Below are 20,176 nucleotides of genomic sequence, written 5' to 3'. Positions count from 1 at the left end.
TGCGGTGCTGCCAACACCAGTCTGAGTGTTTGACACTCCATAGGCATCTGCCAGCACAGCGCCGCTATTAATAGGGGTATTGATACTACTAAGTGGATTCATCGTCAAAAATTCGGCACTGATTTAGTTATAATCTAACCAAAGCAGGAAACGTGCCGTTTTTTGAAGGGTAAAACTGACTGCTTACTTTTGATTCAGTTCGCTGGTTAAGGTCAGGCACAGTGTCCGCAGCGCTTCAATCTCCTGCTCGGTCATACTGACCTTATTGAGCAAGGTTTGCTTCTGTGAAAGCGCATCGGCTTGCAACACTAATCCCGCTTTAGTCAGCGCAATAACTTTTTTGCGCTCGTCAGTTTCATCAGGTAAACGTTGTAAGAACAACTTGCTCTCTAAACGTTTAACAATCGGAGTCAATGTGCCCATGTCCAGACGAGTGGTGCGAGACAGCTGGGTCATGCTCGCTCTGTCTTGGAGCCACAATGCTTGCATGACAAGATATTGCGGGTAAGTGAGTTCATACTGATCCAATAAAGGGCGATAAGCACGCATAAGGGCATTGCCAGCGGTATACAGGGCAAAACAGACATTATCCGATAGACATGCTTCGGTCTCGTTATTCGATACTTTGTTCTTCACTACAACCTTCACCGCTGATATTAACTGCAGCGATCTTACCTGACTACAGTTAACAACACTAGCCTATGGCTTTTATTTTGCGCGGAGGTATTTTGCGCGCAAAGTAATTGCATAAGTTTTAACAGTTAGCTATGATGCGGAAATTACTTTGCGCACAAACAAAAATAAAGGATCATTATGAACGCTAAGCAAATTCAACTTAAGTCTCGCCCTGAAGGATTACCTAACGCAAGTAACTTTGCCGAGGCAGAAGTGACTTTGCCTGCGATGAATGACGGTGAGTTCCTAGTAAAGAATTTATGGATGTCAGTTGACCCCTACATGCGTGGCCGCATGATTGATAGAAAGAGCTACATCGCTCCTTTTGAAATTGGTGCCGTATTAGAAGGTGGCGCAATTGGTGAGATTATTGAGTCAAACAATGTTGAATTTCCAGTGGGCAGCAGGGTTAATAGCATGCTCGGCTGGCGCAGCCATTATGTCAGCGATGGCACAGAAATAACCCGCCTGCCACAAACTCCCCTCAACGAATCACATTTTTTAGGTGTACTCGGTATGCCTGGCATGACAGCTTGGACAGGCCTCAATCGCATTGCTGAGTTAAAAGCAGGAGAAACCTTATTCGTCTCAGCTGCATCCGGTGCCGTAGGCAGCGTCGCAGTGCAGATCGGTAAATTAATGGGCGCTCGCATTATTGCATCCGTTGGCTCTGACGAGAAAGCTGAGCATATTAAATCACTCGGTGTTGACGCCGTGATTAACTACAAGACCTGTGGCGACCTCACTGCTGCATTAGCGACAGCCGCACCAGAAGGCATCGATGTCTATTTTGAAAATGTTGGCGGCGATCACCTAACTGCTGCATTGAACAATATGAAAGATCATGGTCGCATTGCCGTTTGTGGCATGATTTCGCAATACAACGATACCGTGCCGACACCTGGGCCGAGCAACTTGGCACAGATCATCATGAAGAAGCTAAAGATTGAAGGTTTCATTGTGTTTGAACATTGGGCTCATTACCCAGAATTTGCTAAGCAAATGGGTCAATGGTTAGCAGAGGGGAAAGTGACCGCTGAGCAAACTATTTATGAAGGGCTATCCAGTGCACCAGAGGCTTTTATCGGTCTATTTGAAGGTAAAAACCGCGGTAAGATGATTGTAAAACTTGATTAAGTCGTCACTAAACATAAAAAAGGGCCTGAAGGCCCTTTTTTATGTTAATCACTCGTTCACGTTATTTAGCGATATGGCGCCAGCGCCGCTTCAATAAGGTGGGCAACTTGCTCGACAGCCGCTTCACCTGCTGCAATAGCCTCTGCCGCGCGGTGAAACTCCATGGTACCGATATCACCTAAGTCTGGCACGATACAAATATCAGGTGGATCGCCCATTAGCCTTGCGCGCTTATGACGTTGCTCTAATATCTCCATCGACTGCGACATCACCGCAAGCATACCCGGGTTGGGATTTATATGATCACCGATTTTATTGCTCGGAGAAAACTTATCCGTTAAGCCAGTAATATAATCTCTTCCGCGCGCAAGCAGATCGGTAAAGCCTAATTCTTGATGTTTCTCAGCTTCCGCTACTTCTTGGTTTGTCGGCTTATTACTTTTCATATTGACCGGTAACACTTGCAAACGACCCCGGCGAAGCCCGTGTAGATCGACCGCAATAACGATATCGACGCCCATTGCTCGGCTTACCGATACCGGAACGGGATTCACCACCGCGCCATCCACCAACCAGCGTTCACCCACTTTTACTGGGGGTAAAATACCAGGCATGGAACATGATGCTCGCACAGCATGGCGCAAATCGCCTTCGGTAAACCAAATTTCTTGGCCAGAATATAGATCCGTAGCAACCGCCGTAAACGGTTTTTTCAGCTGCTCAATCTGCATGTCGCCCATGCGTTTTTGCAACACATCAAAAACTTTTTCACCACCAATGAGCCCGCCTTTACGCCAGCTAAGATCCATCAGTCCTAGAACATCCCAACTGCTAAAACTACGCACCCACGCCTCTAACTCTTCGAGATGATCATTAGCATAGGCAGCACCCACCACTGCGCCGATGGAGCAGCCCGCTATTTTATCAGGATAAATGCCCATTTTAGCGAGACCGTTGAGCACACCAATATGCGCCCAACCTTTAGCGGCGCCGCTCCCTAAAGCGAGACCAATTTGAACTGAATGATTATTGTCCGACACGTGCGTTGACTCCTGTAATCAATTTAGATCTAAGATTGGTTTGATGTGGTTCCTTATTCTATAGCCATGTTACGCTATTACGGGCACTGATTTTAGTAGTCAATTGCAGCGTTCCTCTAAGTTCAGCCTTGCCACCAGTCTATTTCGACCGCTTTAGCATAAACTTAATGGCTAATCATAGCCCTCCTCTATCTATCTAGGCTATAATACTCGGTCAGATTATTTTAGGAGTTCACCTTTGCAATTCACCGATTTTTCACTGGATCAACGTCTTTTACAAACGTTAAAGCACATGGGTATAGACACCCCTACAGAGATCCAGGAACAAGCCATACCCATTGCCCTCGCAGGCAAAGACATAATGGCATCATCTAAGACAGGTTCAGGCAAAACCTTGGCGTTCTTGTTACCTGCAATGCAAAGGATGATTTCGTGTAGAGCATTAAGTAAGCGTGATCCACGGGTGGTTATTTTGCTACCCACTCGTGAGCTTGCGACCCAAGTTTATAGCCAACTGCGATTACTGGTAGCCAACACCCAATATAAAGCCACTAAAATTCTAGGTGGTGAAAACTTTAACGACCAAGCAAAGGCGCTTTCTCGTGACCCCCATTTTGTTGTGGCGACGCCAGGCCGTTTAGCAGATCACCTTAAGCAACATCATTTGCACCTCAATGGGCTTGAACTGCTCATCCTTGATGAAGCCGATCGCATGTTGGATTTAGGTTTTGCCGATCAGCTTAAGCTGATTAATGAAGCCGCCGATCATAAGCGTCGTCAAACATTGATGTTTTCCGCCACGCTTGATCATGGCGACGTCAATGATATTGCCGCGGAGCTGCTAAAAACACCCGAGCATGTTGCTATTGGAGCGGGTAATTTAGAGCACAAAGATATTACTCAGCGTATATTCCTATGTGATCACCTTGATCATAAAGAAGCGCTATTATCGCGTCTTTTAAAAGATGAGCAGCAAAAACAGATCATCATCTTTACGGCGACCAGACTCGATACCGACCGCCTAGCTAAAAAGCTTGCTGATGAAGGCTTTAAAACCGCATCACTCAGCGGTGAGTTAAAGCAAAATGCACGTAACCAAATCATGGATGAGTTTAGCCGTGGTTTACAGCAGATATTGGTGACCACAGATGTTGCCTCTCGTGGTCTAGATCTACTCAACGTATCTTTAGTTATCAACTTTGATATGCCTAAATTTGCTGAAGAATATGTACACCGTATTGGCCGTACCGGCCGTGCTGGTGCTAAAGGTAATGCAGTTTCACTGGTAGGCCCTAAAGACTGGGTTAACTTTACCCAAGTGCAAACCTTCCTGAACAAGAAGTTTGCCTTTAGCGAGTTTGAAGGCTTAAAAGGTAAATTCACGGGCTTGAAAGCTAAACCCGTGAGCAAAAGTAAAGCGAAACCTACAGCGAAGAAAAAAGCCGTAATAGCCAAGAAAAGAACGGCAGCAAAGGCATCTGCTAACCGTGATAGACGCTTTGCCACAGGTATTGATGTCGGTGATGCACCCATGCTTAAAAAGCCAAAGTCTAAGTTACAAGATACGCCTGAAGACTAGCATTGACCAAATACTAAAGCTTGTTCTGAAAACGCTGTGATAGTTATCTATCCCAGCGTTTTTTTATTAGTAGCTCACGTATAAGACCTAATTACACCTCAATGTATTTCAATAGCACTCACTTCAAATTAACTTTGTTTGAATGTCGTACAACAAACAGAACTTTATTTCTAATTGCTAACGCTAAACGCTGACCAGTGGGGAAAATAACGCTACAATATGCGTAATATTGTTATTTTGAAGGTTTACCATGAGAATTTGTGGCGTAGAGTTAAAAGGTGGCGAAGCCATCATCAGTTTATTAAGTTATGAAGGCGAAACGTACAACGTGCCTGATTGCCGTCAGAAATCATTCGCTATTTCAAACTCAGCGCAAACCGAGACAATTCGTGAGTTTCACTTTGCCTTTAGTAAGCTTTTAGAAGATTACCGTGTCGATGAAGTTGTCATCATTGAACGCGAGCAAAAGGGTAAAGGCGCTGGTAGCGTCACTAGCTTTAAACTTGAAGCTGCGATTCAAGTGATTGGACTTCCAGTGACGCTTATCTCACCGGTCATCATTAAAGCGCAATTGAAGCGTAATCCGCCACAAGTTGACTTTGAAGGGCTAGATCTAAAACGTTTCCAACGTAATGCTTTTGACGCAGCTTATGCATCTCACAACGAGAGTATCTTCAAAAGAGAAGAAGACTAATCAGTCGTTGAAGGGATAGTACTAGGCTAATCTTAGAGTAAATGAACTCGAAGATTAGCCTGTTAAAAACAACAGCCGCTAATATCTGACTCAATTATGCAAAACTTAACCTACCTCAATGGCTATCAAGCCGAGATCCAGCAGCAAGTACAGACCCTATTATCTCAAGGTAAACTTGGTGAATTTTTACTTAAAAGACACCCCGAAATCCACTCAGTTAGAACAGATAAAGCGCTGTATGAATACACTATTGCCATCAAAAACCAGTATTTACGCAAGTCACAGCCATTATCCAAAGTCATTTTTGACGACAAGATCTCCCTTAGCCATCAAGCATTAGGCCTACACTCCTACGTAGCCCGTAAGCAAGGTGCCAAGATCAAAGCAAAAAATGAGATCAGAATATCTTCTCGCCTCAAAAAGGTACCAGAAGGGTTACTGAGAATGGTGGTGGTGCATGAGCTGGCACACCTGAAAGAGAAAGATCACAGCAAAGCCTTCTACCAACTATGTAACCACATGGACGGTGATTATCATCAATTAGAGTTTGAATTAAGACTGCTACTCACCTTAATCGACGCAAAGAAAAATCCTTACAGCGAATAGACAAATTAAGCCTTCACCACGCAAAAGTATTGCACCATCCGTATAAGGCAAACCCTTGTAAGAGTTGCCCTGCACTCAGAGGTAAAGCTTGCCTCTGTGCGATGAAGCAACAACAGCGATTACAAGCACTTTAAAGCCGTTAAAGTTTAAACTGCTGTACACCTTTTCAAGTTTACTACTAAAAGTTTAACAACTTCAGAAGAGGCATATTGTAACCCTTAAATAACCATAATAGTTGAGGTTACTTCAAGACAGTAGCAGACTAGCAGACTAGCAGACTAGCAGACTAGCAGACTAAAAAACATACAGTGAGCCTGTGCAGAAAGGCGCTGAATTAAGCCATATTGAAATTGGAAGACTCGATTAAAGCCTAGATTCTCAACATAACCGACACACGCTTACCAGCTAAAACTTCTAGCGGAGTTAAGTAGCCAAGTGTTTTCCTTGGCCTCATATTTATTAATAAACTGTATCCGTCCGGCGAAGTACACCTAGCCTAGCTTTACATTCCAAGGTAGCAAGTGCTCTAGGGCCTCAGGCCTGAGTGACAATTGCTCCAAGCAATACATCAGGTAATCGAACGGAAGCAGTCCATTGGATTTGGCCGTTTCTACCATGCTATACAGAATAGCACTGGCATTCGCACCCTTTGCTGTATTTGCAAAGAGCCAATTTTTACGCCCGATAACGAAGGGTTTTATTGCCCTTTCGGCGCGATTGTTGTCGATGTTTAGCCTGCCATCATCAATATATCGGAGCAGTTTCGGCCATTGGTTTAGCGAGTAACTTATCGCTTTGCCTAAACTGCTCTTGGGAGGGACATGTTGCTGTGATTTGGTCAGCCACTTATGAAACTCATCGAGTAAGGGCTGACTGTGTATTTGCCTTTGCTGCTGTTTTTCTGCAAATGGCTTTTCTTTGTTCAGGCCCTCTACCCGATACAGTTTTAGGATATGATTCAGCGCCACATTAGCCTTGCCCATCTTGCCTTTCGGCTGGGAAATTTCTGCCTCTTTAAACTTACGCCGAGCATGTGCCCAACATCCGGCTAGTGTTGCATCCGTTTGACTATAAGCGGCATAGCCATCCACTTGCAGAGAGCCACTAATCGACTGCACACTGTCCAGCACGGCTGGCTTGATAGTCATATAAGACAATATTGGGGATCCCCAGCTTATTAGGCGTATCGCTGCCAGTAGCATATAGCCACATATAACAGGTGGATTTATCTTCTTTGAGCACATTGACCGTGGTTTCATCGGCCTGGATTACGGCTTGTTCAAGCAAGACTTCACGCAGCTTGTCATAGAGCGGGGTAAACAGCTCTGCACATTTCATCATCCAGTCGGCCATGGTTTTGCAGCTTAACTCGATACCATATTGGTTAAACATGCTTTCCTGGCGATACAGAGGTAGCGCATATTGAGATTTACTGGTGATAATTTGACTCAGTAACGAGGCAGTGGCCATCCCTTTGGGAATGGGACTGGCTGGAACAGATGCTGTCTTTATCTGTACCGATGTTCCTTGCTTGTCACAAGCTCGGCAGCCGTATTTTAACCGCACATGCTCAATGACTTTGACCCGAGCTGGGATAAACACGAGCTTCTCACTTCTCTCCTCGCCGATTTTATGCAGCTCACTACCACAGCAGTCACAGGTTTTATCTGCTTCACTGATGTCGTGAGTCACTACATCACGAGGCAAGTCAGCTGGCGGCGACTTACGCTTCGGCTTTTTACGCGTTGTAGTATCGGCTTGATCTTCTTGGGTCTCGACGATGTCGGCTTCAACTTCCGCTTCATTGAACACTTCGCCCTCACCAATATGCCCTTCGGCACTCTTGCCAAATTGCTTTTGTTGAGCGAGGCGAAACTGTTCTTCGATAAAGTTGATTTTCACATCTTTAGCGTGCAACTCTTGCTGTAGTTTCAGCACCAGTAACTGCAATTCGACAAGATCAGTAGGGAGATTTTGATGATTTAATTCCATGCAAAGATTATGCACGGAGTGCTATCTAACTTCTTGTGTTTATTTAGATTAATTGGTGATCAATAAATCCTGCTTATGATCATAGGTTATAAGTCATGATAGTGATAACGAAGCGCAGGATGAGCATGGGGTTGTGTGAGGGGGAGCCCTGCGATAAGCCAATCGAGTTGCTGCGGTGTGATACGCAGACAGAGCTGTTCGTCTTCGATCCCAGGCCATTTAAAGGTATTTTTCTCGAGTCGTTTGTAATGTAGCCAGAAGCCATTACTGGCCCACTGCAAAATCTTCAACTTATTGCGCTGACGATTACAAAAGACAAACAGATGTTCATTACAAGGTTCTTGCTGTAATTCGTAGGCAACGATATTGCTCAAACCATCGATTGATTTACGCATATCGGTGATCCCACAGATCAAAGTGACATCAAGCTTAGTGCTGCTGCTAAACATATTGTTCCCCTATCAATTTAGAGAAACAATGATGGCTGCAGGCAACTAAGTTATAAAGGTGTGCTTTGGCAGACGCTTACCTTTAAACCAATCCAAATGACCATCTGCATATTCTTTGATCTCTTTCCAGCCGTTAGCTCCGGCAATCGTTGCACAAAGAGAGATAAACAAAATATCGAAAAGTGGATAGGTAATTTTAGCTGATTGACGCTGGTCTTTTAATTGACCGAAATGGTGCTCAAAGGAACTTAAATTCATCAGTTACTGCCGCAAAAAAGAGTATAAGATCACAAACCTATTTCCAGTTCAAATCTTCATTTGATATCGGTTGAAAAACGTTCGCGATCTTGCCCTGGTGGTTCCCATCATTAAGAATACAAAAGCACTACTCAAATGGGTTTTTACTCAATTTTGATATTTTATCTAAGGAATACCTTTCAGGGTATTCATGATACCACTTAATAAATGTCTCTTTCCCCAAGATGTCGTAAACTAGCTCATATTGAGTTTTCTTTTTAGTTCTAACTTCTTCTAGCGTACGTTTTCTTTGCCCTACCAATTCAGCATTGGTTGATGGTTGATGGTGTAAATAGTACCCAACATACTTTCGACAGAAGTCACTATAATCCACAGTAAACAATATGAATGTGTGCCACATCTCATCTATAATAAGAGTAGAGTCATCAATATTCCTGAATCCAGATGATTTTTTATCCGTACAAAAAACAAACCATTTCAACATTTGTTCAAAAATATCATTCGCATCGCTCTCTTCAACAGAGTAACGCTTGCAGAACGCTTCAACGACATTGGCATTTTTATACTCTAAAATATTCTCACTCATTATAAACCTTAATAATTATAATTATGCTAGGCGACTTGCCACTATGGCAAATTGTTTTTCTGTCATTAACGCCTTATATTTAACAGCCAAAGCAAAAAACTCTTTCCGTTTTTCACTTGGGATAACATCCACTTGTTCAATTAAATTTGCAAAAAAAAGTATAACTACAAATTTAAATGACATTGAATCAACATGCTGCCGAACATGAAAATAGTAACCAAAATCATCAAGCGTATCGTCCGGTAAACAATTGATGAAGTGTTTCCAATTTAATATTGAGAACAAGTAAACAATATTTTCTGACTTTGCACCTATATGATTGATTAAAACATGACGACCTATTGATGAGTCTCCCCCAAATTTAAATTTATCTGTATCATAGACATTATGGAATGCCCCAGCCATCTTTACAGTTTCATTTGCATCTAATTCATTTAAAATAGTATATGTGCCCAATAAATGTGCTAACACTGTTCGATCAGAATGCTCTATCCTATCTGCATTGACGACTAATTTATTGATTAGTAATTTTAATGATGAGGATTTATTATCAGCAATCATAAAAGGTCACTCACATTATAAAAAGAAGCTAAATTTGTTACGTAAATATTCTTTATCCTTCTTAGGGTGGTTGAAGAAATAGATATGCAGCGTTTTCCTCTCGCCTTCGCCTTTCCATTTACCACCATGCCAGGAATCACTAACTCTAGGGATCAAAACTAAGCTATTTTCTACAAAGTCATAGCATGTATTCTCTGTAAATTGAGTCTCACCAGTTTTACAATAAAGATGTGTCCCACCACGATCCAATTCACCAGAGTTACTAACATAGATAACACCAACTGCAATTTTTTGAGGCATATCCATATGTGGCTCTAGACTGAAAGGCAGAGTTTCGGTTACAAACCTAAACGCTATAGATAAATTGTCTGTACAATAATTATTATCAACCCCAATAATTTTGAACTTTTCAAGTAAACAAAGTTTTATTTCTTGTTCACTTCGACTGTAATTTTCAAAAAATGAAAGCCAGAACACTTTGTTATCACTGCAATAAAGCGCATCTATCATTTCAGGGCAAAGAAAGTAACTAGGACGCTTCCTTAAAGTAGAAATATCGCTGAGGTTAGGTTTGGAGATCTCTCGTATACTGTTATCATCGATAAAGTTTCGCTGTAACGTTTTAAAACTCGCAGCTGAGAACATATCGGATTGTCTAAAATGAGTGAATGGCTGAGCAATAGCATGACTTTCGCTAAATAATTCTTTAATCCACAGTGCATCTACAAATTTTGATTCATTCATACATTTTAATTTCATAACGACTAAGGGAGTCTATTGACGCCAATACTCATAGTTTTAGTGACATCACTGATAAACCTCTAGAAGTAACTAGAGGTTTAAATTAGTAGCTATTCCACATTTTTAATTATGAAGAGTGGCCACACCAATCCCCGCTACTTGTGCCACAAGTTTCTGTCCAACCAGCACAACATTTAGATGTACCTTTATTACCAGCACCAGTAATATTATTTAGAACTGCTGAATCAATTATTTCATTTTTAGTTAAATTACTAATATTATCATTAGTAATCACCTGCTTATTACCTGTTACATTTTTGCTTTTCATCTTAAATCCCTTTAACATTCAATGTTAATTTTAACCCTAGAATTACGAATGCTTTAATATAGCGAGTAGTATCCACACTTCACTCATATGCAAAAACGAGTTTCATTAGTAACACTGAAAATTATTAAAGCACCAATTAATATCAAATAGTTAAAATTTATATTCCTAATTGTACAGCTAATAATTTAGGGTTGTCCAGGTTCTCCCCAAGTACCGCACCAATCACCATGTTCAGTACCACATGTTTCCGTCCAACCACTACCACCGCCACATTTAGACGACCCATTATTACCACCAGAGATATTATTGAGGATCGCTGAGTCAATAATTTCACTCTTTGATAGATTTTCTGCAGCTACTGTATTTACTTCTTTCATGGTAATTCCTTTTTCATATCGCGAAACCATTCCGCTCCAAGACAATATTAAGTAGGCGCTTAACTTGCAAGTGAAAAACAATCACAATGACAATAAACCTTTGATTTAACAGTGTAATGATATCTACTTTATTTCTGTTATTGATGTCATTAATATTTAACATATGATGATGAATAATATTTATACACTTATTTAACCCACTGAAGGAAGGAAGAAGCTTAGAGATCCCCTCATTTTTCAATTTTAAATAATCCCGAAAACCGAACGGTAAATACACTGATTTTTAAGATAACGATAAAAATTATCCATTAGAGGTTCCGCCCACTCTTCTCGCATAGTGGGTAACAGTTCATAGTAAATACAACCTTGGCGAAACAGAGAGTATGAGCGGGTTTTACGGGTATTTGCCTTTATTGTCTTTTCCAAGTTAGCATCCTCGCCCGCTTTTCCTAGTAGGAAAAGCAAGCCTATCGCCAAGGCGCTGAGTAGGAATAGGCGGTATCTACGGACAGGTGAACGCGTGTAGGTAGTACTCATTCCCATGCCAACACGATAATCTTTTATGTCGCGAAAAGTAGTCTCTATTCCCCAGCGTTTCCATATAAAGTCAATATCTTATTGCTAGCAAGGTCACGTCAACTTGATGCCTGATACCAAGCGTCTTTCATGCCTTTTTTCTGAATGCATATGCCCCGAACGACAGCTTGCTTGTTGCCCGTTATTTGTACGTCTTTAAGGGTTCTTGTTCTGCCGCGGGGTAATAGCCAGTCCTTTACTGGAAACAGCTCTCCTACCGCATCGGTGACTTTAATATTAGCCTTAATTCGAATGATGAAGTCAAAATCCAACTCATGCTCAAAGTAGTCCTAAAGATTAATGGCGATTATTCAAGAGCACGTTATCGAACTCGTTGATATATCCGCAGGAAGAACTATTCAATATCGACTAGCAGCACTGGGAATTGATGAAGGATATAGTGAGCAGAAACAATCTCCTCAATTGCAAAGCAAGGTCTCATTTTGAAGTCTATTTTAAGAAGGTGTTAGATTATAGATGTGGGGCTGACTCTTCTACACAAATCTGTACCACAATGAACTTTGTTAAAAATCGATGATAAGATCAGGTAACTCAATCAACTTGCAGATTAATAATATCTATTTTCAACGCAGAGCAATGGTCATGCCATCACTTTAAAAACTGTTTCTTTGGTGACACCCGTCGCACAGACCGTGTAATCGAAGTCGCTGCTGATATGGCACGCTGTAGCGGTAAGTCTATCGCTTTATCATGTCAAGGTAATGAAGCTATAGTTGAAGGGGCTTATCGATTGATCCGTAACGACAATATTTCACCAGAAGTGATTAGAGCTTCTGGTTTTCAATATACTGCAGAGCTTGCCCTGCCCTATGCTGAGATATTAGCCATAGATGACACCACTTAATTGAGTTACAAGCACCAAGTCGCAGAAGAGCTAGGTAAACTCGGCTCCATTACAGATGAATCTCGTGGGTGGTGGGTTCATTAAACACTTCAATTATACCAATCTGTAAAACTAACTGGTCATATTTAGCCAGCTCCTTGAACACATTTGAGTGATCCTATCTGCACTCTCATTGAAGATGTTCCAAGCCTTGCAAACACTGTCTACGATATCTTCATAATTCTTAAAGCTTCTATTTGCAAGGCTGTGTTGTCGCATCCAGCTCCAGACTTGTTCGATGGGGTTGAGCTCCGGTGAATAAGGAGGTAGTTTTATGATACTGACATTACTGAACTCATCAGCAACATTATCGGTCCATTATCACCACTGCATGCCTACCAGCTTCCGTGATCACAGAGATTTGTTCCAAGTGCAAACGCATAATCTCTTTGTTGATCCATGGAACCACTATCGCTTGTCCTATACCTCGACTTGGGCACGCAGAGCCAAACAAGTAGGCATATTCAAATTGCTGTTGGCGAACCGCCCTAGGCCTAGTTCCAGTTCGGGTCCAAACTCGAGTTGTTGTATTCTGCTGGCCGAATCTGGCTTCATCTTGAAACCAAAAATCGACTCTATCCAAAGGAAGGTGTCCTGGGATCTTTGCGATCGTTTTAATTTTGATTTTTTTTAAAATCGTCTTGAAGTGCTTCTGATTGTTTGGGATGTTTTGAACGAGCGGTGATCCATGAAAACCCTTTTTTATTCAATAGGTAATAAATAGAGTCAGGGTGGTAGCTTTTACCAAATGTTGTTTGTATAAAATGATGAATATCAGCCCCTGTTAGTCTACCGCCTTGTTCGCTACTCGCTCTGGTTTCAATATATGCGACAAGTTGGTTAATTTGCTGAGTATTAATAAATGGTGGCCTACCAGTACGGGGTTTCTCTTCCAAGCCTGCAAGCCCTTCACTTAGATAAATACTCACCCACTTATTAACGCTGGTTCTGCTAACTTTTAAATATCTCGCAATGTCAGTACGGGACTTTCCATCTTGAAAATGTGAGAGAGCCAGTAAGCGTGTCTTCATTTGAATTGTTTTTTGCTTGTTAGCAAGGGACTTGAAATCAATATCTTTAAGGTTATTCATTGGCTCAAATACTAAACAGTAAGATTATTAATTAGATCACATTTTTACTTAGATTGGTATTAGACAGCTTTACAACTCAGACTATCGGGCTCATTCGTCAAGAATACTGGCTTCGTCCTAACCACCCTGAAGATGCTGACGAAAAAGAAAGTGGTAAGTGGTAAGTGGTCAGAAGCGTCCTATTTCAGTCGTCAACGCTTGGGAGACATCATGTCACGGGTGATTTCAGTGTGCGATAGAGAAGCTGACATGCTGAGTTACATTCAAGATAAACAGAAGCATAATGAACGTTTCGTCGTTCGAACGAAACATTCTAGAGCACTGATTGAGGCCAAATCTAAGCCTGTCAATGTTGTGTACGCTCAAGAAAAAGCATCAAAAAACGTTACCGAGCCGTTGCGTTGGGTGTTATTAACAACAGAGCCAATCAATACGTTAACTCAAGCACTTCATATCGTTAATATTTACACTGCAAGATGGCGAGAGTCTATCAGATCTGATCAAGAGACAGGATGTGGGGCGTACTTATCGCTTACAACCTACTTAGCCTAATAATCATCGCGAAAGCAGAGGATATTCAAGTTGAATCAAATATTGAACCTTAAGTATGCCCCATCATCATTTTTCGCACTTTAACTAACAGCTCAAAAGCGCCCATCTCTTTTTTGGATAATTGGCTTGCCATCGGAATTTTTGCTTTCATCGGATTAACCGCACGGCCATTAATATGAAACTCATAGTGCAAATGCGGACCGGTAATACGGCCGGTATTACCCGACAATGCAATCACTTGACCGCGTGATACGCGCTGGCCTTTATGAACCAGTGATTTAGATAGGTGCAGATAGCGAGTACGGTACTTATTACCATGCTCTATCACCACGTATTTACCGGCAAATCGGTGATCGGTAACCAAAGATACAATGCCATCACCTGGCGCTATAATCTTAGTGCCTATAGGTGTGGCAAAGTCAGTGCCGTTATGGGGTGATGTACGCCCCGTCACAGGGTGATGACGATTAGGGTTAAAGCTAGAACTAATGCGGTAGTTTCGCGTCAGAGGAATACGTTGAAAGGCTCTCGCTAAGCTTCTGCCCTTTTCATCATAGAAATTACCATCACTAAACTGATAAGCATTAATGCTGCTACGACCACGGTCAATGGTAACGCCTAAAATGTTGCTACTGCCTGTCGCTACACCATCAATAAATTGATCGTTCATCAGCACTGAAAACTTGTCACCCGCACGAAGGTCACGCGCAAAATTAAGTTTCTCTTTCAAAAGTGATTCAATAGCCTGGATCTCAGCCGCATTAAGGCCCATTTTCTTCGCCGAAAGGTAAAACGAGCCATTAATCTCGCCGACAACACTGCGATTACGCCATATACCTTCGATGTTAATCTCATCAACATTGAATGAAGCATCGTCAAAACGGCTATAGGTCACTTGTCTTGCGGCACTAAAATAGAGTGTTAGCTTTTCAAGTTCACCAGCTTCATCAAGCCAAAATTGGATCTGGTTACCAGGCTGTAGAGTATCCAGTGCCAACACGTTTAAATCTGCTTCTAACACGCGATACATGGTTTGCTGATCGACGCTCCCTTGTTCAAATAGACCGCTTAAGGTGTCACCTTTAACAATCACTTTTTCAAATTTAGGACTCTCTAGCAGAACATGACTCACAGCTGAGGAGGAGGATTGTGAGATCAACGCTTCTATATCCAATTCCACTGGGATGCGCTGGGATAACAACTGTTGATTTTGTGGCAGCAAAAATGTGGCACCAAACAACAACACTGAACCCATTAAGATTTTTCGATGCAGAGAAGGCAAAGCTGCGAAACGAATCATCGACATTTTTAAAAAAGAAAATTTACCTGACTGCAACCTAAGTCCAACCTTGAATTATTATTTATTTCATTCACGCCAAATGCCTCCTATATTTGAAGGCTAACGCCAATTTATACCAAATAATCGCCGCGATAAAAACTCTTTCAGCGCACAAAATCGCAATTTTGTTGCATGAAAAACCAAGTTTGATCGTGATCGAGGCTCAACAGAGTGAAATAGACAGCATAGGACACACCCATTATGACGCGCTAATTCGCCAAATATACAGCGTGAAAACTAAGCCGAATGGTATTAGCGTCACCAAACAAAAACGGCTTAAGCAACATGCTCAAGCCGTTAGTATTCAAACATGCATACACCCATTAACGCACTCGTTAATGTTTATGGCAATACGATTGAGATCTCGCTGCCCATAGCACTCTTAGTAATGTCTATTCGAGTGCCTATTTGCTCTTTCATTTCCGACACATGAGAGATAACGCCGATCATACGCCCAGCGGATTGCAGATCCATTAAGGTACGTATCGCCAAATCGAGTGAGTCTTGATCTAAACTGCCAAAGCCTTCATCAATAAACAGGGTATCGAGTTTAATGCCACCCGCATAAGCTTGCACAACATCCGATAAACCGAGTGCCATCGACAGTGCCGCCATAAAGCTTTCACCGCCACTGAGCGTTGCTACAGGGCGTATTTTTGAGGTGTAAGCATCTTCCACTTCAAGCTCCAGCCCGGATGCCTTATTGCCCTTGGCACGCTCTTCCTTGCGAATTAAGCGATAGCGTCCTTTACTCATCAACTGTAACCGCTCACTGGCTTCAAGCAACACATCATCAAGCAATACACTTAATACAAAGCGTTGTAGGCTGACCTTGTTGCCCGTCTGACCATTGGCTACATCCGCTAATGTGCCGATAATCGCATACTCATCTTCGAGCTTCTTAGCTTGTTCATCGGCTTCTTTAAGTAGCTCTTGGGTTTGAGTCAGTTGCGTCACCCTGCCCTGCACCCCTTGCCAGCTCAGCTCGGCTTGTTGTTGCTGAGTTTGCGTCTCAAGCATCACCGCTTCAATAGATCCAAGCTCGGGTTTAATCTGCTGTTGCAATTTGTCTGTAATTTGCGCCAAGTTGGCTTGATTCGCCACACAGGCTTGTTGATATTGGCTAACTTGCGTAGTGATGCGTTGCAACTCATCATCCGCTAACAATGCCGCTATTAATGCCTGTTTATCATCAAAACCTGACGCCGTTAGCTGCGTATTTAGCTCAGTTTGCGCATTATCATTTTTATCTATTGCTCGGGCTTGGCTCGACAGAGCAGCCACTAAAGCTTCTGCACGCGCCGCATCTTGCTCTAACGCGTGAGTGTGCGACTCACGAATTGCGTTTATGTTTTGCTGCTCTGCTGCTAGTTGCTTTTGTAGCTGGCTAAGCGCGTTATTGAGCGTATCCAAACTGCGGTACTGCTCAGGTATTGCCGTTAAGGCTTGCGCTAACTGGCCTTGAAGTGACGCCACTTGCGTGTCGACTTCGCGATAAAGCTCACGCTCCGCTTCAAGTGCATTGCGAAGCTCCTGCTCGCTGACTTGCCAAGATTGTAATTGAGCTCTCAAGGTAACCAATTGCTGCGCAGCGCTATTGGCCGCATTCGCTTGTTGTTGCAGTGTTTGATACTGAGACTGTAATTGCTCGACTGATAATGCCTTACAATCGCCAACTTTCAGCTCAATGTTTTGTTTTAGCTCAGTCACCGACTTGAGCTGCTCTTGCAGTTTGGTGCTCAACCCAGAATATTTAGCCCGCGCTTGTGTTAACGCTTCGTTTGCTTGTTCTTCAGCTTGTTGCGCGCGCTGCAGTTGCTCTTCGCTCGGCAGTTGTTGTTCACTTTGTGCTGGACTCGGATGCTCAGCGCTGCCGCAAACAGGGCAAGGCAGCCCTGGATTTAACTGCTGCGCCAAGATAGCCGCCTGACCACGGTGCCACACAAGTTGTAACTCTTGATGCTGAGTTTTAGCCTCATTAGAAGCAGTTTTAAGCACTAAGCCTTGCTGTTTTGCCTGTGTCAAAGCGGCTTCAGTTTCAGTGGCCTCTGCCTGCGCTTTTTGCCACTGCTGGAAACGTTCAATCAGCTCACTTTGAGCCGTGAGTGCTTGCTGCGCATTCACCAGTTCATTGGCTGTGAGTTCTAACTGTGGCACTTGCTGCTCAGCGGTCGTTTTATCTGCTAATAACGCATCTAACAACCCCTTGGCACTAATCCCTTTCTGTTTGGCTTGCTCACGTTGATTAGTTGCAAGGGTTAGTCCTTTTTGCAAACTATCAAGCCCTTGAAGCTGCGGGACTAATTGATTGAGTTGTTGCTGTTCATTTTGTGTTTGCTGCTGTTTCAGCTCCAACTCGGCTAAGCTGTTGAACTTACTCAAACTCAGTGCCAGCGCCTGTTCAGACTGCTGCTTAACAGATTGCGCCTGAGTCACAGCATTTTGAGCTTGTAGCACTTCAGACTCTCGCGCCAATGACACATCTAATACCGGTTTTAGCTGCTGGGCTTTTAGGCCGTTTTCAAGTTGAGATTGACGCTGCTCGATAGCATCTTTTTGCTCAGCCAGTTCTGCCGCAGCGTTATTCAGTTTATCTTGAGTGTCAAAATCACCTATCAGCAACTTAGCCAATTCAAACTGCTTATTGATCTCAAGCAACGCCAATTTGGCTTGCTCTTTACCGGCTAACGCTTGGGCTAATTGCGGTGTCAGCTCTGCCAATTCAGCCGTAAGGGCTACATCAGACTCAAGGGCAATATTGTGCAGCATGCCATCACGTTTATGACGGTGATCACGCACCGCGCCTTTAATTGCCAGCGCTTGATACTTTAACTTGTCTTCAATTTTCCGATAAATCTGCGTCTGAAACAGCTGACTAAATATTTTCTCTCTGTCTTTTGAGTCTGCCATCAGCAGCTCACGGAACTTGCCTTGGGGCAGCACCATCACTTGACGAAACTGATCGGCATCTAGACCGGTTAATTGCTCTATTTCGGCCGTGGCTTCTGAGACTTTACTCGGCACTAAAAGGTGTTCTACCCCCTCGCTATCAATTTTATAAAGCTGAGCTTCTGGCTTTTGTACTGTGTAGCCGTCGCCACTTTTCTTAGCGCGTTGCTGCTCTGGTACCCGGCGAATACGGTATTGGTCTTCACCCAACGCAAAACTAAAGGTCACTTCAGTCAATAATCCATCATCAGCGTTATCGCAGCGCATCTGGCTGCCTTCACGCTCACCACCGGTGGTTTTGCCGTACAACGCAAAGCAGATGGCATCTAACAGCGTTGTTTTACCGGCGCCTGTCGGTCCATTGATTAAAAATAGAGGGTTGGAACCTAAGGCTGAAAAATCGGTACGCTGGGTTGATGCAAACGGACCAAACGCTGACATCTCTAGAATAAGCGGTCTCATGAGGTTCTCTCCGCTTTATGCAACTCTTCAATCGCTGTGCTCATCGCCTGTTGCTGCGCCTGCGTCATAGGATCACCAGAGACTTGAGTAAAGAAATCGCTGAACATATCCATCTCGCCTTTTTTGATATGATCTCGGCTTAACTCAACCTTGCCGTTCTGACTCATCAATCCTGTACGCTCTAAATGCAGCACATTAGGGTATACACTTCTTAGCTTGCCCATGGCATCTAAAATGGCGTTTTTATCACTCAATCTCACCATCAGGTAATCGTCTCGGTTAAGATCGGTTTTGCCTATGTCCAGCAATTGGGCTAGCTCACCTTCGATAATGCGCACATCTCTCATGGCGGCTAATGGCAGCAACTCAAACTGCGCTTTGCCATCGTTATCAAATTCAACCAAGGTAACGGACTTCTTTTGATGCTGCTCGCTAAACGAATATTTGAGCATGGAACCCGAATAACGCACATGCTCCGCGCCTTTGTATTGCGGCCCATGCAGATGTCCCAGCGCCGCATAGTTAAATGGCGTAAACAATGCGGGTGACACTTTATCAGCGCCGCCAATACTCAATGGCCGTTCAGATTCTGATCCACTACCACCATCTAAGAAGCAATGGCTGATCACCACTTTAGGCAAACCATTGCTGTCATGTTCATGCACCTGTTCAAGCAGTTTAACCATCGCGGCTTCATGAGTACTGACGTCACAAGCAAACACATGACGCACCGTGGCGGGATCCGCATAAGGCAGGCCATAAAATAGTGCACTGCCCTGCTTACCCTTGATCTCAATCGGCGTAATTGTTTTTGTTAGCGGGCCGACAATGTGCAGTCCACTATCAATCATCTGTCTCGACGCAAAGCCCAAACGTTCATGACCATCATGGTTACCCGCTATCATGATAAGCGCAATATTGAGTTCATTCACTAAGCGATTCACCACTTCATCTAACAGCGCTACCGCATTGGCGGGCGGAATGGATCTGTCGTAGATATCGCCTGCGACCACCACTGCATCAACATCATGCTTTACAGCCAGTTCGACAATCTGATTTAATACTAAGCGCTGATCATCGAGCAGACTCTGATTATGAAGCTGTCTGCCAATATGCCAGTCAGAAGTGTGGATAAATTTCATGCATTCTCGATTAAAATGAGGGGGATGGAGAACCTGTTTTTGGATTTAGCTATAGTAAGAAAACTATCGTCGTTTCACAAGCGTGATAACCCTTGTAGCAAACACTTCTCCAGCTAAAGATGTGTTAGTCTTTTTTTG

The 20,176-nt window shown here is 43.1% G+C and carries 19 protein-coding genes and 3 pseudogenes; 6 read left to right on the top strand and 16 right to left on the bottom strand.

Translation table 11 applies throughout. From position 1 onward, the window contains the following. Positions 1-183: 183 nt before the first annotated feature. On the bottom strand, positions 184-636 hold the full coding sequence (locus tag L2755_RS07835) for a MarR family winged helix-turn-helix transcriptional regulator (protein ID WP_248980121.1): 453 nt from the start codon (positions 634-636) through the stop codon (positions 184-186). A gap of 177 nt (positions 637-813) precedes the next feature. On the opposite strand from L2755_RS07835, the gene L2755_RS07830 reads away from it, so the two are divergent. Next, positions 814-1,812 (top strand): NADP-dependent oxidoreductase, encoded by a 999-nt coding sequence (locus L2755_RS07830; RefSeq protein WP_248980120.1) that lies wholly within the window; start codon positions 814-816, stop codon positions 1,810-1,812. Between the two features lie 65 nt (positions 1,813-1,877). On the opposite strand, the gene rssA is transcribed toward L2755_RS07830, so the two are convergent. Further along, entirely contained in the window at positions 1,878-2,852 is a 975-nt protein-coding gene (gene rssA, locus L2755_RS07825; protein ID WP_248980119.1) for a patatin-like phospholipase RssA, read from the bottom strand. Positions 2,853-3,090: 238 nt separating this feature from the next. Here rssA and L2755_RS07820 point away from each other — a divergent pair, with 238 nt between their 5' ends. The 3 genes from L2755_RS07820 (at position 3,091) to L2755_RS07810 (ending at position 5,731) form a co-directional block, all read left to right on the top strand. After that, positions 3,091-4,431 (top strand): DEAD/DEAH box helicase, encoded by a 1,341-nt coding sequence (locus L2755_RS07820; RefSeq protein WP_248980118.1) that lies wholly within the window; start codon positions 3,091-3,093, stop codon positions 4,429-4,431. A gap of 250 nt (positions 4,432-4,681) precedes the next feature. Beyond that, entirely contained in the window at positions 4,682-5,125 is a 444-nt protein-coding gene (locus L2755_RS07815; RefSeq protein ID WP_248980117.1) for a DUF3010 family protein, read from the top strand. A gap of 96 nt (positions 5,126-5,221) precedes the next feature. Beyond that, positions 5,222-5,731 (top strand): M48 metallopeptidase family protein, encoded by a 510-nt coding sequence (locus L2755_RS07810; protein ID WP_248980116.1) that lies wholly within the window; start codon positions 5,222-5,224, stop codon positions 5,729-5,731. 491 nt (positions 5,732-6,222) lie between these two features. Here the strand turns inward: L2755_RS07810 and tnpC are convergent. The 10 genes and pseudogenes from tnpC to L2755_RS07760 all read right to left on the bottom strand — a co-directional run bounded on the left by tnpC (position 6,223) and on the right by L2755_RS07760 (position 11,871). Next, positions 6,223-7,723, bottom strand: a pseudogene (tnpC, locus tag L2755_RS07805) (IS66 family transposase). An 86-nt stretch (positions 7,724-7,809) separates the two neighbouring features. After that, positions 7,810-8,172: an IS66 family insertion sequence element accessory protein TnpB gene (tnpB, locus tag L2755_RS07800; RefSeq protein WP_248980115.1), complete on the bottom strand. Its 363-nt coding sequence runs from the start codon at positions 8,170-8,172 to the stop codon at positions 7,810-7,812. Between the two features lie 81 nt (positions 8,173-8,253). Further along, positions 8,254-8,430 (bottom strand): annotated as a pseudogene (locus L2755_RS07795) (transposase family protein); the annotation flags it as partial. A 127-nt stretch (positions 8,431-8,557) separates the two neighbouring features. After that, positions 8,558-9,016 (bottom strand): glycine-rich domain-containing protein, encoded by a 459-nt coding sequence (locus tag L2755_RS07790; protein ID WP_248980114.1) that lies wholly within the window; start codon positions 9,014-9,016, stop codon positions 8,558-8,560. 21 nt (positions 9,017-9,037) lie between these two features. Next, positions 9,038-9,577 (bottom strand): DUF6817 domain-containing protein, encoded by a 540-nt coding sequence (locus tag L2755_RS07785; protein ID WP_248980113.1) that lies wholly within the window; start codon positions 9,575-9,577, stop codon positions 9,038-9,040. Positions 9,578-9,592: 15 nt separating this feature from the next. Continuing rightward, a complete protein-coding gene (locus L2755_RS07780) occupies positions 9,593-10,321 on the bottom strand; it encodes a hypothetical protein (protein ID WP_248980112.1) in 729 nt (242 codons plus the stop codon). A 124-nt stretch (positions 10,322-10,445) separates the two neighbouring features. Further along, complete coding sequence (locus tag L2755_RS07775) at positions 10,446-10,646, bottom strand: hypothetical protein (RefSeq protein ID WP_248980111.1); 201 nt, start codon at positions 10,644-10,646, stop codon at positions 10,446-10,448. Between the two features lie 185 nt (positions 10,647-10,831). Beyond that, entirely contained in the window at positions 10,832-11,023 is a 192-nt protein-coding gene (locus L2755_RS07770; RefSeq protein ID WP_248980110.1) for a hypothetical protein, read from the bottom strand. Positions 11,024-11,266: 243 nt separating this feature from the next. Beyond that, positions 11,267-11,560 carry a hypothetical protein gene (locus tag L2755_RS07765; protein ID WP_248980109.1) on the bottom strand — a complete coding sequence of 98 codons (294 nt, stop codon included), beginning with the start codon at positions 11,558-11,560 and terminating at the stop codon, positions 11,267-11,269. A gap of 98 nt (positions 11,561-11,658) precedes the next feature. Further along, a complete protein-coding gene (locus L2755_RS07760) occupies positions 11,659-11,871 on the bottom strand; it encodes a hypothetical protein (protein ID WP_248980108.1) in 213 nt (70 codons plus the stop codon). Positions 11,872-12,170: 299 nt separating this feature from the next. Here L2755_RS07760 and L2755_RS07755 point away from each other — a divergent pair, with 299 nt between their 5' ends. Beyond that, positions 12,171-12,464, top strand: coding sequence for an IS4/Tn5 family transposase DNA-binding protein (locus L2755_RS07755; protein WP_428847780.1), 294 nt, complete (start codon positions 12,171-12,173; stop codon positions 12,462-12,464). Between the two features lie 111 nt (positions 12,465-12,575). Here L2755_RS07755 and L2755_RS07750 read toward each other — a convergent pair. Then, positions 12,576-13,594, bottom strand: a pseudogene (locus L2755_RS07750) (IS630 family transposase). A 210-nt stretch (positions 13,595-13,804) separates the two neighbouring features. Between L2755_RS07750 and L2755_RS07745 the strand changes: the two are divergent. Then, the gene (locus L2755_RS07745; RefSeq protein ID WP_248980107.1) at positions 13,805-14,146 is read left to right on the top strand and encodes a hypothetical protein; all 342 of its coding nucleotides are present in this window, start codon (positions 13,805-13,807) and stop codon (positions 14,144-14,146) included. 49 nt (positions 14,147-14,195) lie between these two features. On the opposite strand, the gene L2755_RS07740 is transcribed toward L2755_RS07745, so the two are convergent. The 3 genes from L2755_RS07740 to L2755_RS07730 all read right to left on the bottom strand — a co-directional run bounded on the left by L2755_RS07740 (position 14,196) and on the right by L2755_RS07730 (position 20,038). Further along, complete coding sequence (locus L2755_RS07740; RefSeq protein ID WP_248980125.1) at positions 14,196-15,452, bottom strand: peptidoglycan DD-metalloendopeptidase family protein; 1,257 nt, start codon at positions 15,450-15,452, stop codon at positions 14,196-14,198. 375 nt (positions 15,453-15,827) lie between these two features. Next, positions 15,828-18,896 (bottom strand): AAA family ATPase, encoded by a 3,069-nt coding sequence (locus L2755_RS07735; protein WP_248980106.1) that lies wholly within the window; start codon positions 18,894-18,896, stop codon positions 15,828-15,830. After that, positions 18,893-20,038 carry an exonuclease SbcCD subunit D gene (locus L2755_RS07730; RefSeq protein ID WP_248980105.1) on the bottom strand — a complete coding sequence of 382 codons (1,146 nt, stop codon included), beginning with the start codon at positions 20,036-20,038 and terminating at the stop codon, positions 18,893-18,895. The genes L2755_RS07735 and L2755_RS07730 overlap by 4 nt, the downstream gene beginning before the upstream one ends. Between the last annotated feature and the right edge of the window lie 138 nt (positions 20,039-20,176).

It is taken from the genome of Shewanella abyssi (genome assembly GCF_023284025.1).
GTDB classification, from domain to species: Bacteria; Pseudomonadota; Gammaproteobacteria; order Enterobacterales; family Shewanellaceae; genus Shewanella; species Shewanella abyssi.
Note: the sequence above shows the minus strand (reverse complement) of the source record. Positions and strands in the feature narration are given on the sequence as shown.

What these genes read in the sequence shown, in the direction of transcription:
- L2755_RS07830 (WP_248980120.1), top strand. Translation starts at nt 814, where the DNA reads ATGAACGCTAAGCAAATTCAACTTAAGTCTCGCCCTGAAGGATTACCT.
- L2755_RS07815 (WP_248980117.1), top strand. Translation starts at nt 4,682, where the DNA reads ATGAGAATTTGTGGCGTAGAGTTAAAAGGTGGCGAAGCCATCATCAGT.
- L2755_RS07810 (WP_248980116.1), top strand. Translation starts at nt 5,222, where the DNA reads ATGCAAAACTTAACCTACCTCAATGGCTATCAAGCCGAGATCCAGCAG.
- tnpB (WP_248980115.1), bottom strand. Translation starts at nt 8,172, where the DNA reads ATGTTTAGCAGCAGCACTAAGCTTGATGTCACTTTGATCTGTGGGATC.
- L2755_RS07790 (WP_248980114.1), bottom strand. Translation starts at nt 9,016, where the DNA reads ATGAGTGAGAATATTTTAGAGTATAAAAATGCCAATGTCGTTGAAGCG.
- L2755_RS07785 (WP_248980113.1), bottom strand. Translation starts at nt 9,577, where the DNA reads ATGATTGCTGATAATAAATCCTCATCATTAAAATTACTAATCAATAAA.
- L2755_RS07780 (WP_248980112.1), bottom strand. Translation starts at nt 10,321, where the DNA reads ATGAATGAATCAAAATTTGTAGATGCACTGTGGATTAAAGAATTATTT.
- L2755_RS07775 (WP_248980111.1), bottom strand. Translation starts at nt 10,646, where the DNA reads ATGAAAAGCAAAAATGTAACAGGTAATAAGCAGGTGATTACTAATGAT.
- L2755_RS07770 (WP_248980110.1), bottom strand. Translation starts at nt 11,023, where the DNA reads ATGAAAGAAGTAAATACAGTAGCTGCAGAAAATCTATCAAAGAGTGAA.
- L2755_RS07765 (WP_248980109.1), bottom strand. Translation starts at nt 11,560, where the DNA reads ATGAGTACTACCTACACGCGTTCACCTGTCCGTAGATACCGCCTATTC.
- L2755_RS07745 (WP_248980107.1), top strand. Translation starts at nt 13,805, where the DNA reads ATGTCACGGGTGATTTCAGTGTGCGATAGAGAAGCTGACATGCTGAGT.
- L2755_RS07740 (WP_248980125.1), bottom strand. Translation starts at nt 15,452, where the DNA reads ATGTCGATGATTCGTTTCGCAGCTTTGCCTTCTCTGCATCGAAAAATC.
- L2755_RS07735 (WP_248980106.1), bottom strand. Translation starts at nt 18,896, where the DNA reads ATGAGACCGCTTATTCTAGAGATGTCAGCGTTTGGTCCGTTTGCATCA.
- L2755_RS07730 (WP_248980105.1), bottom strand. Translation starts at nt 20,038, where the DNA reads ATGAAATTTATCCACACTTCTGACTGGCATATTGGCAGACAGCTTCAT.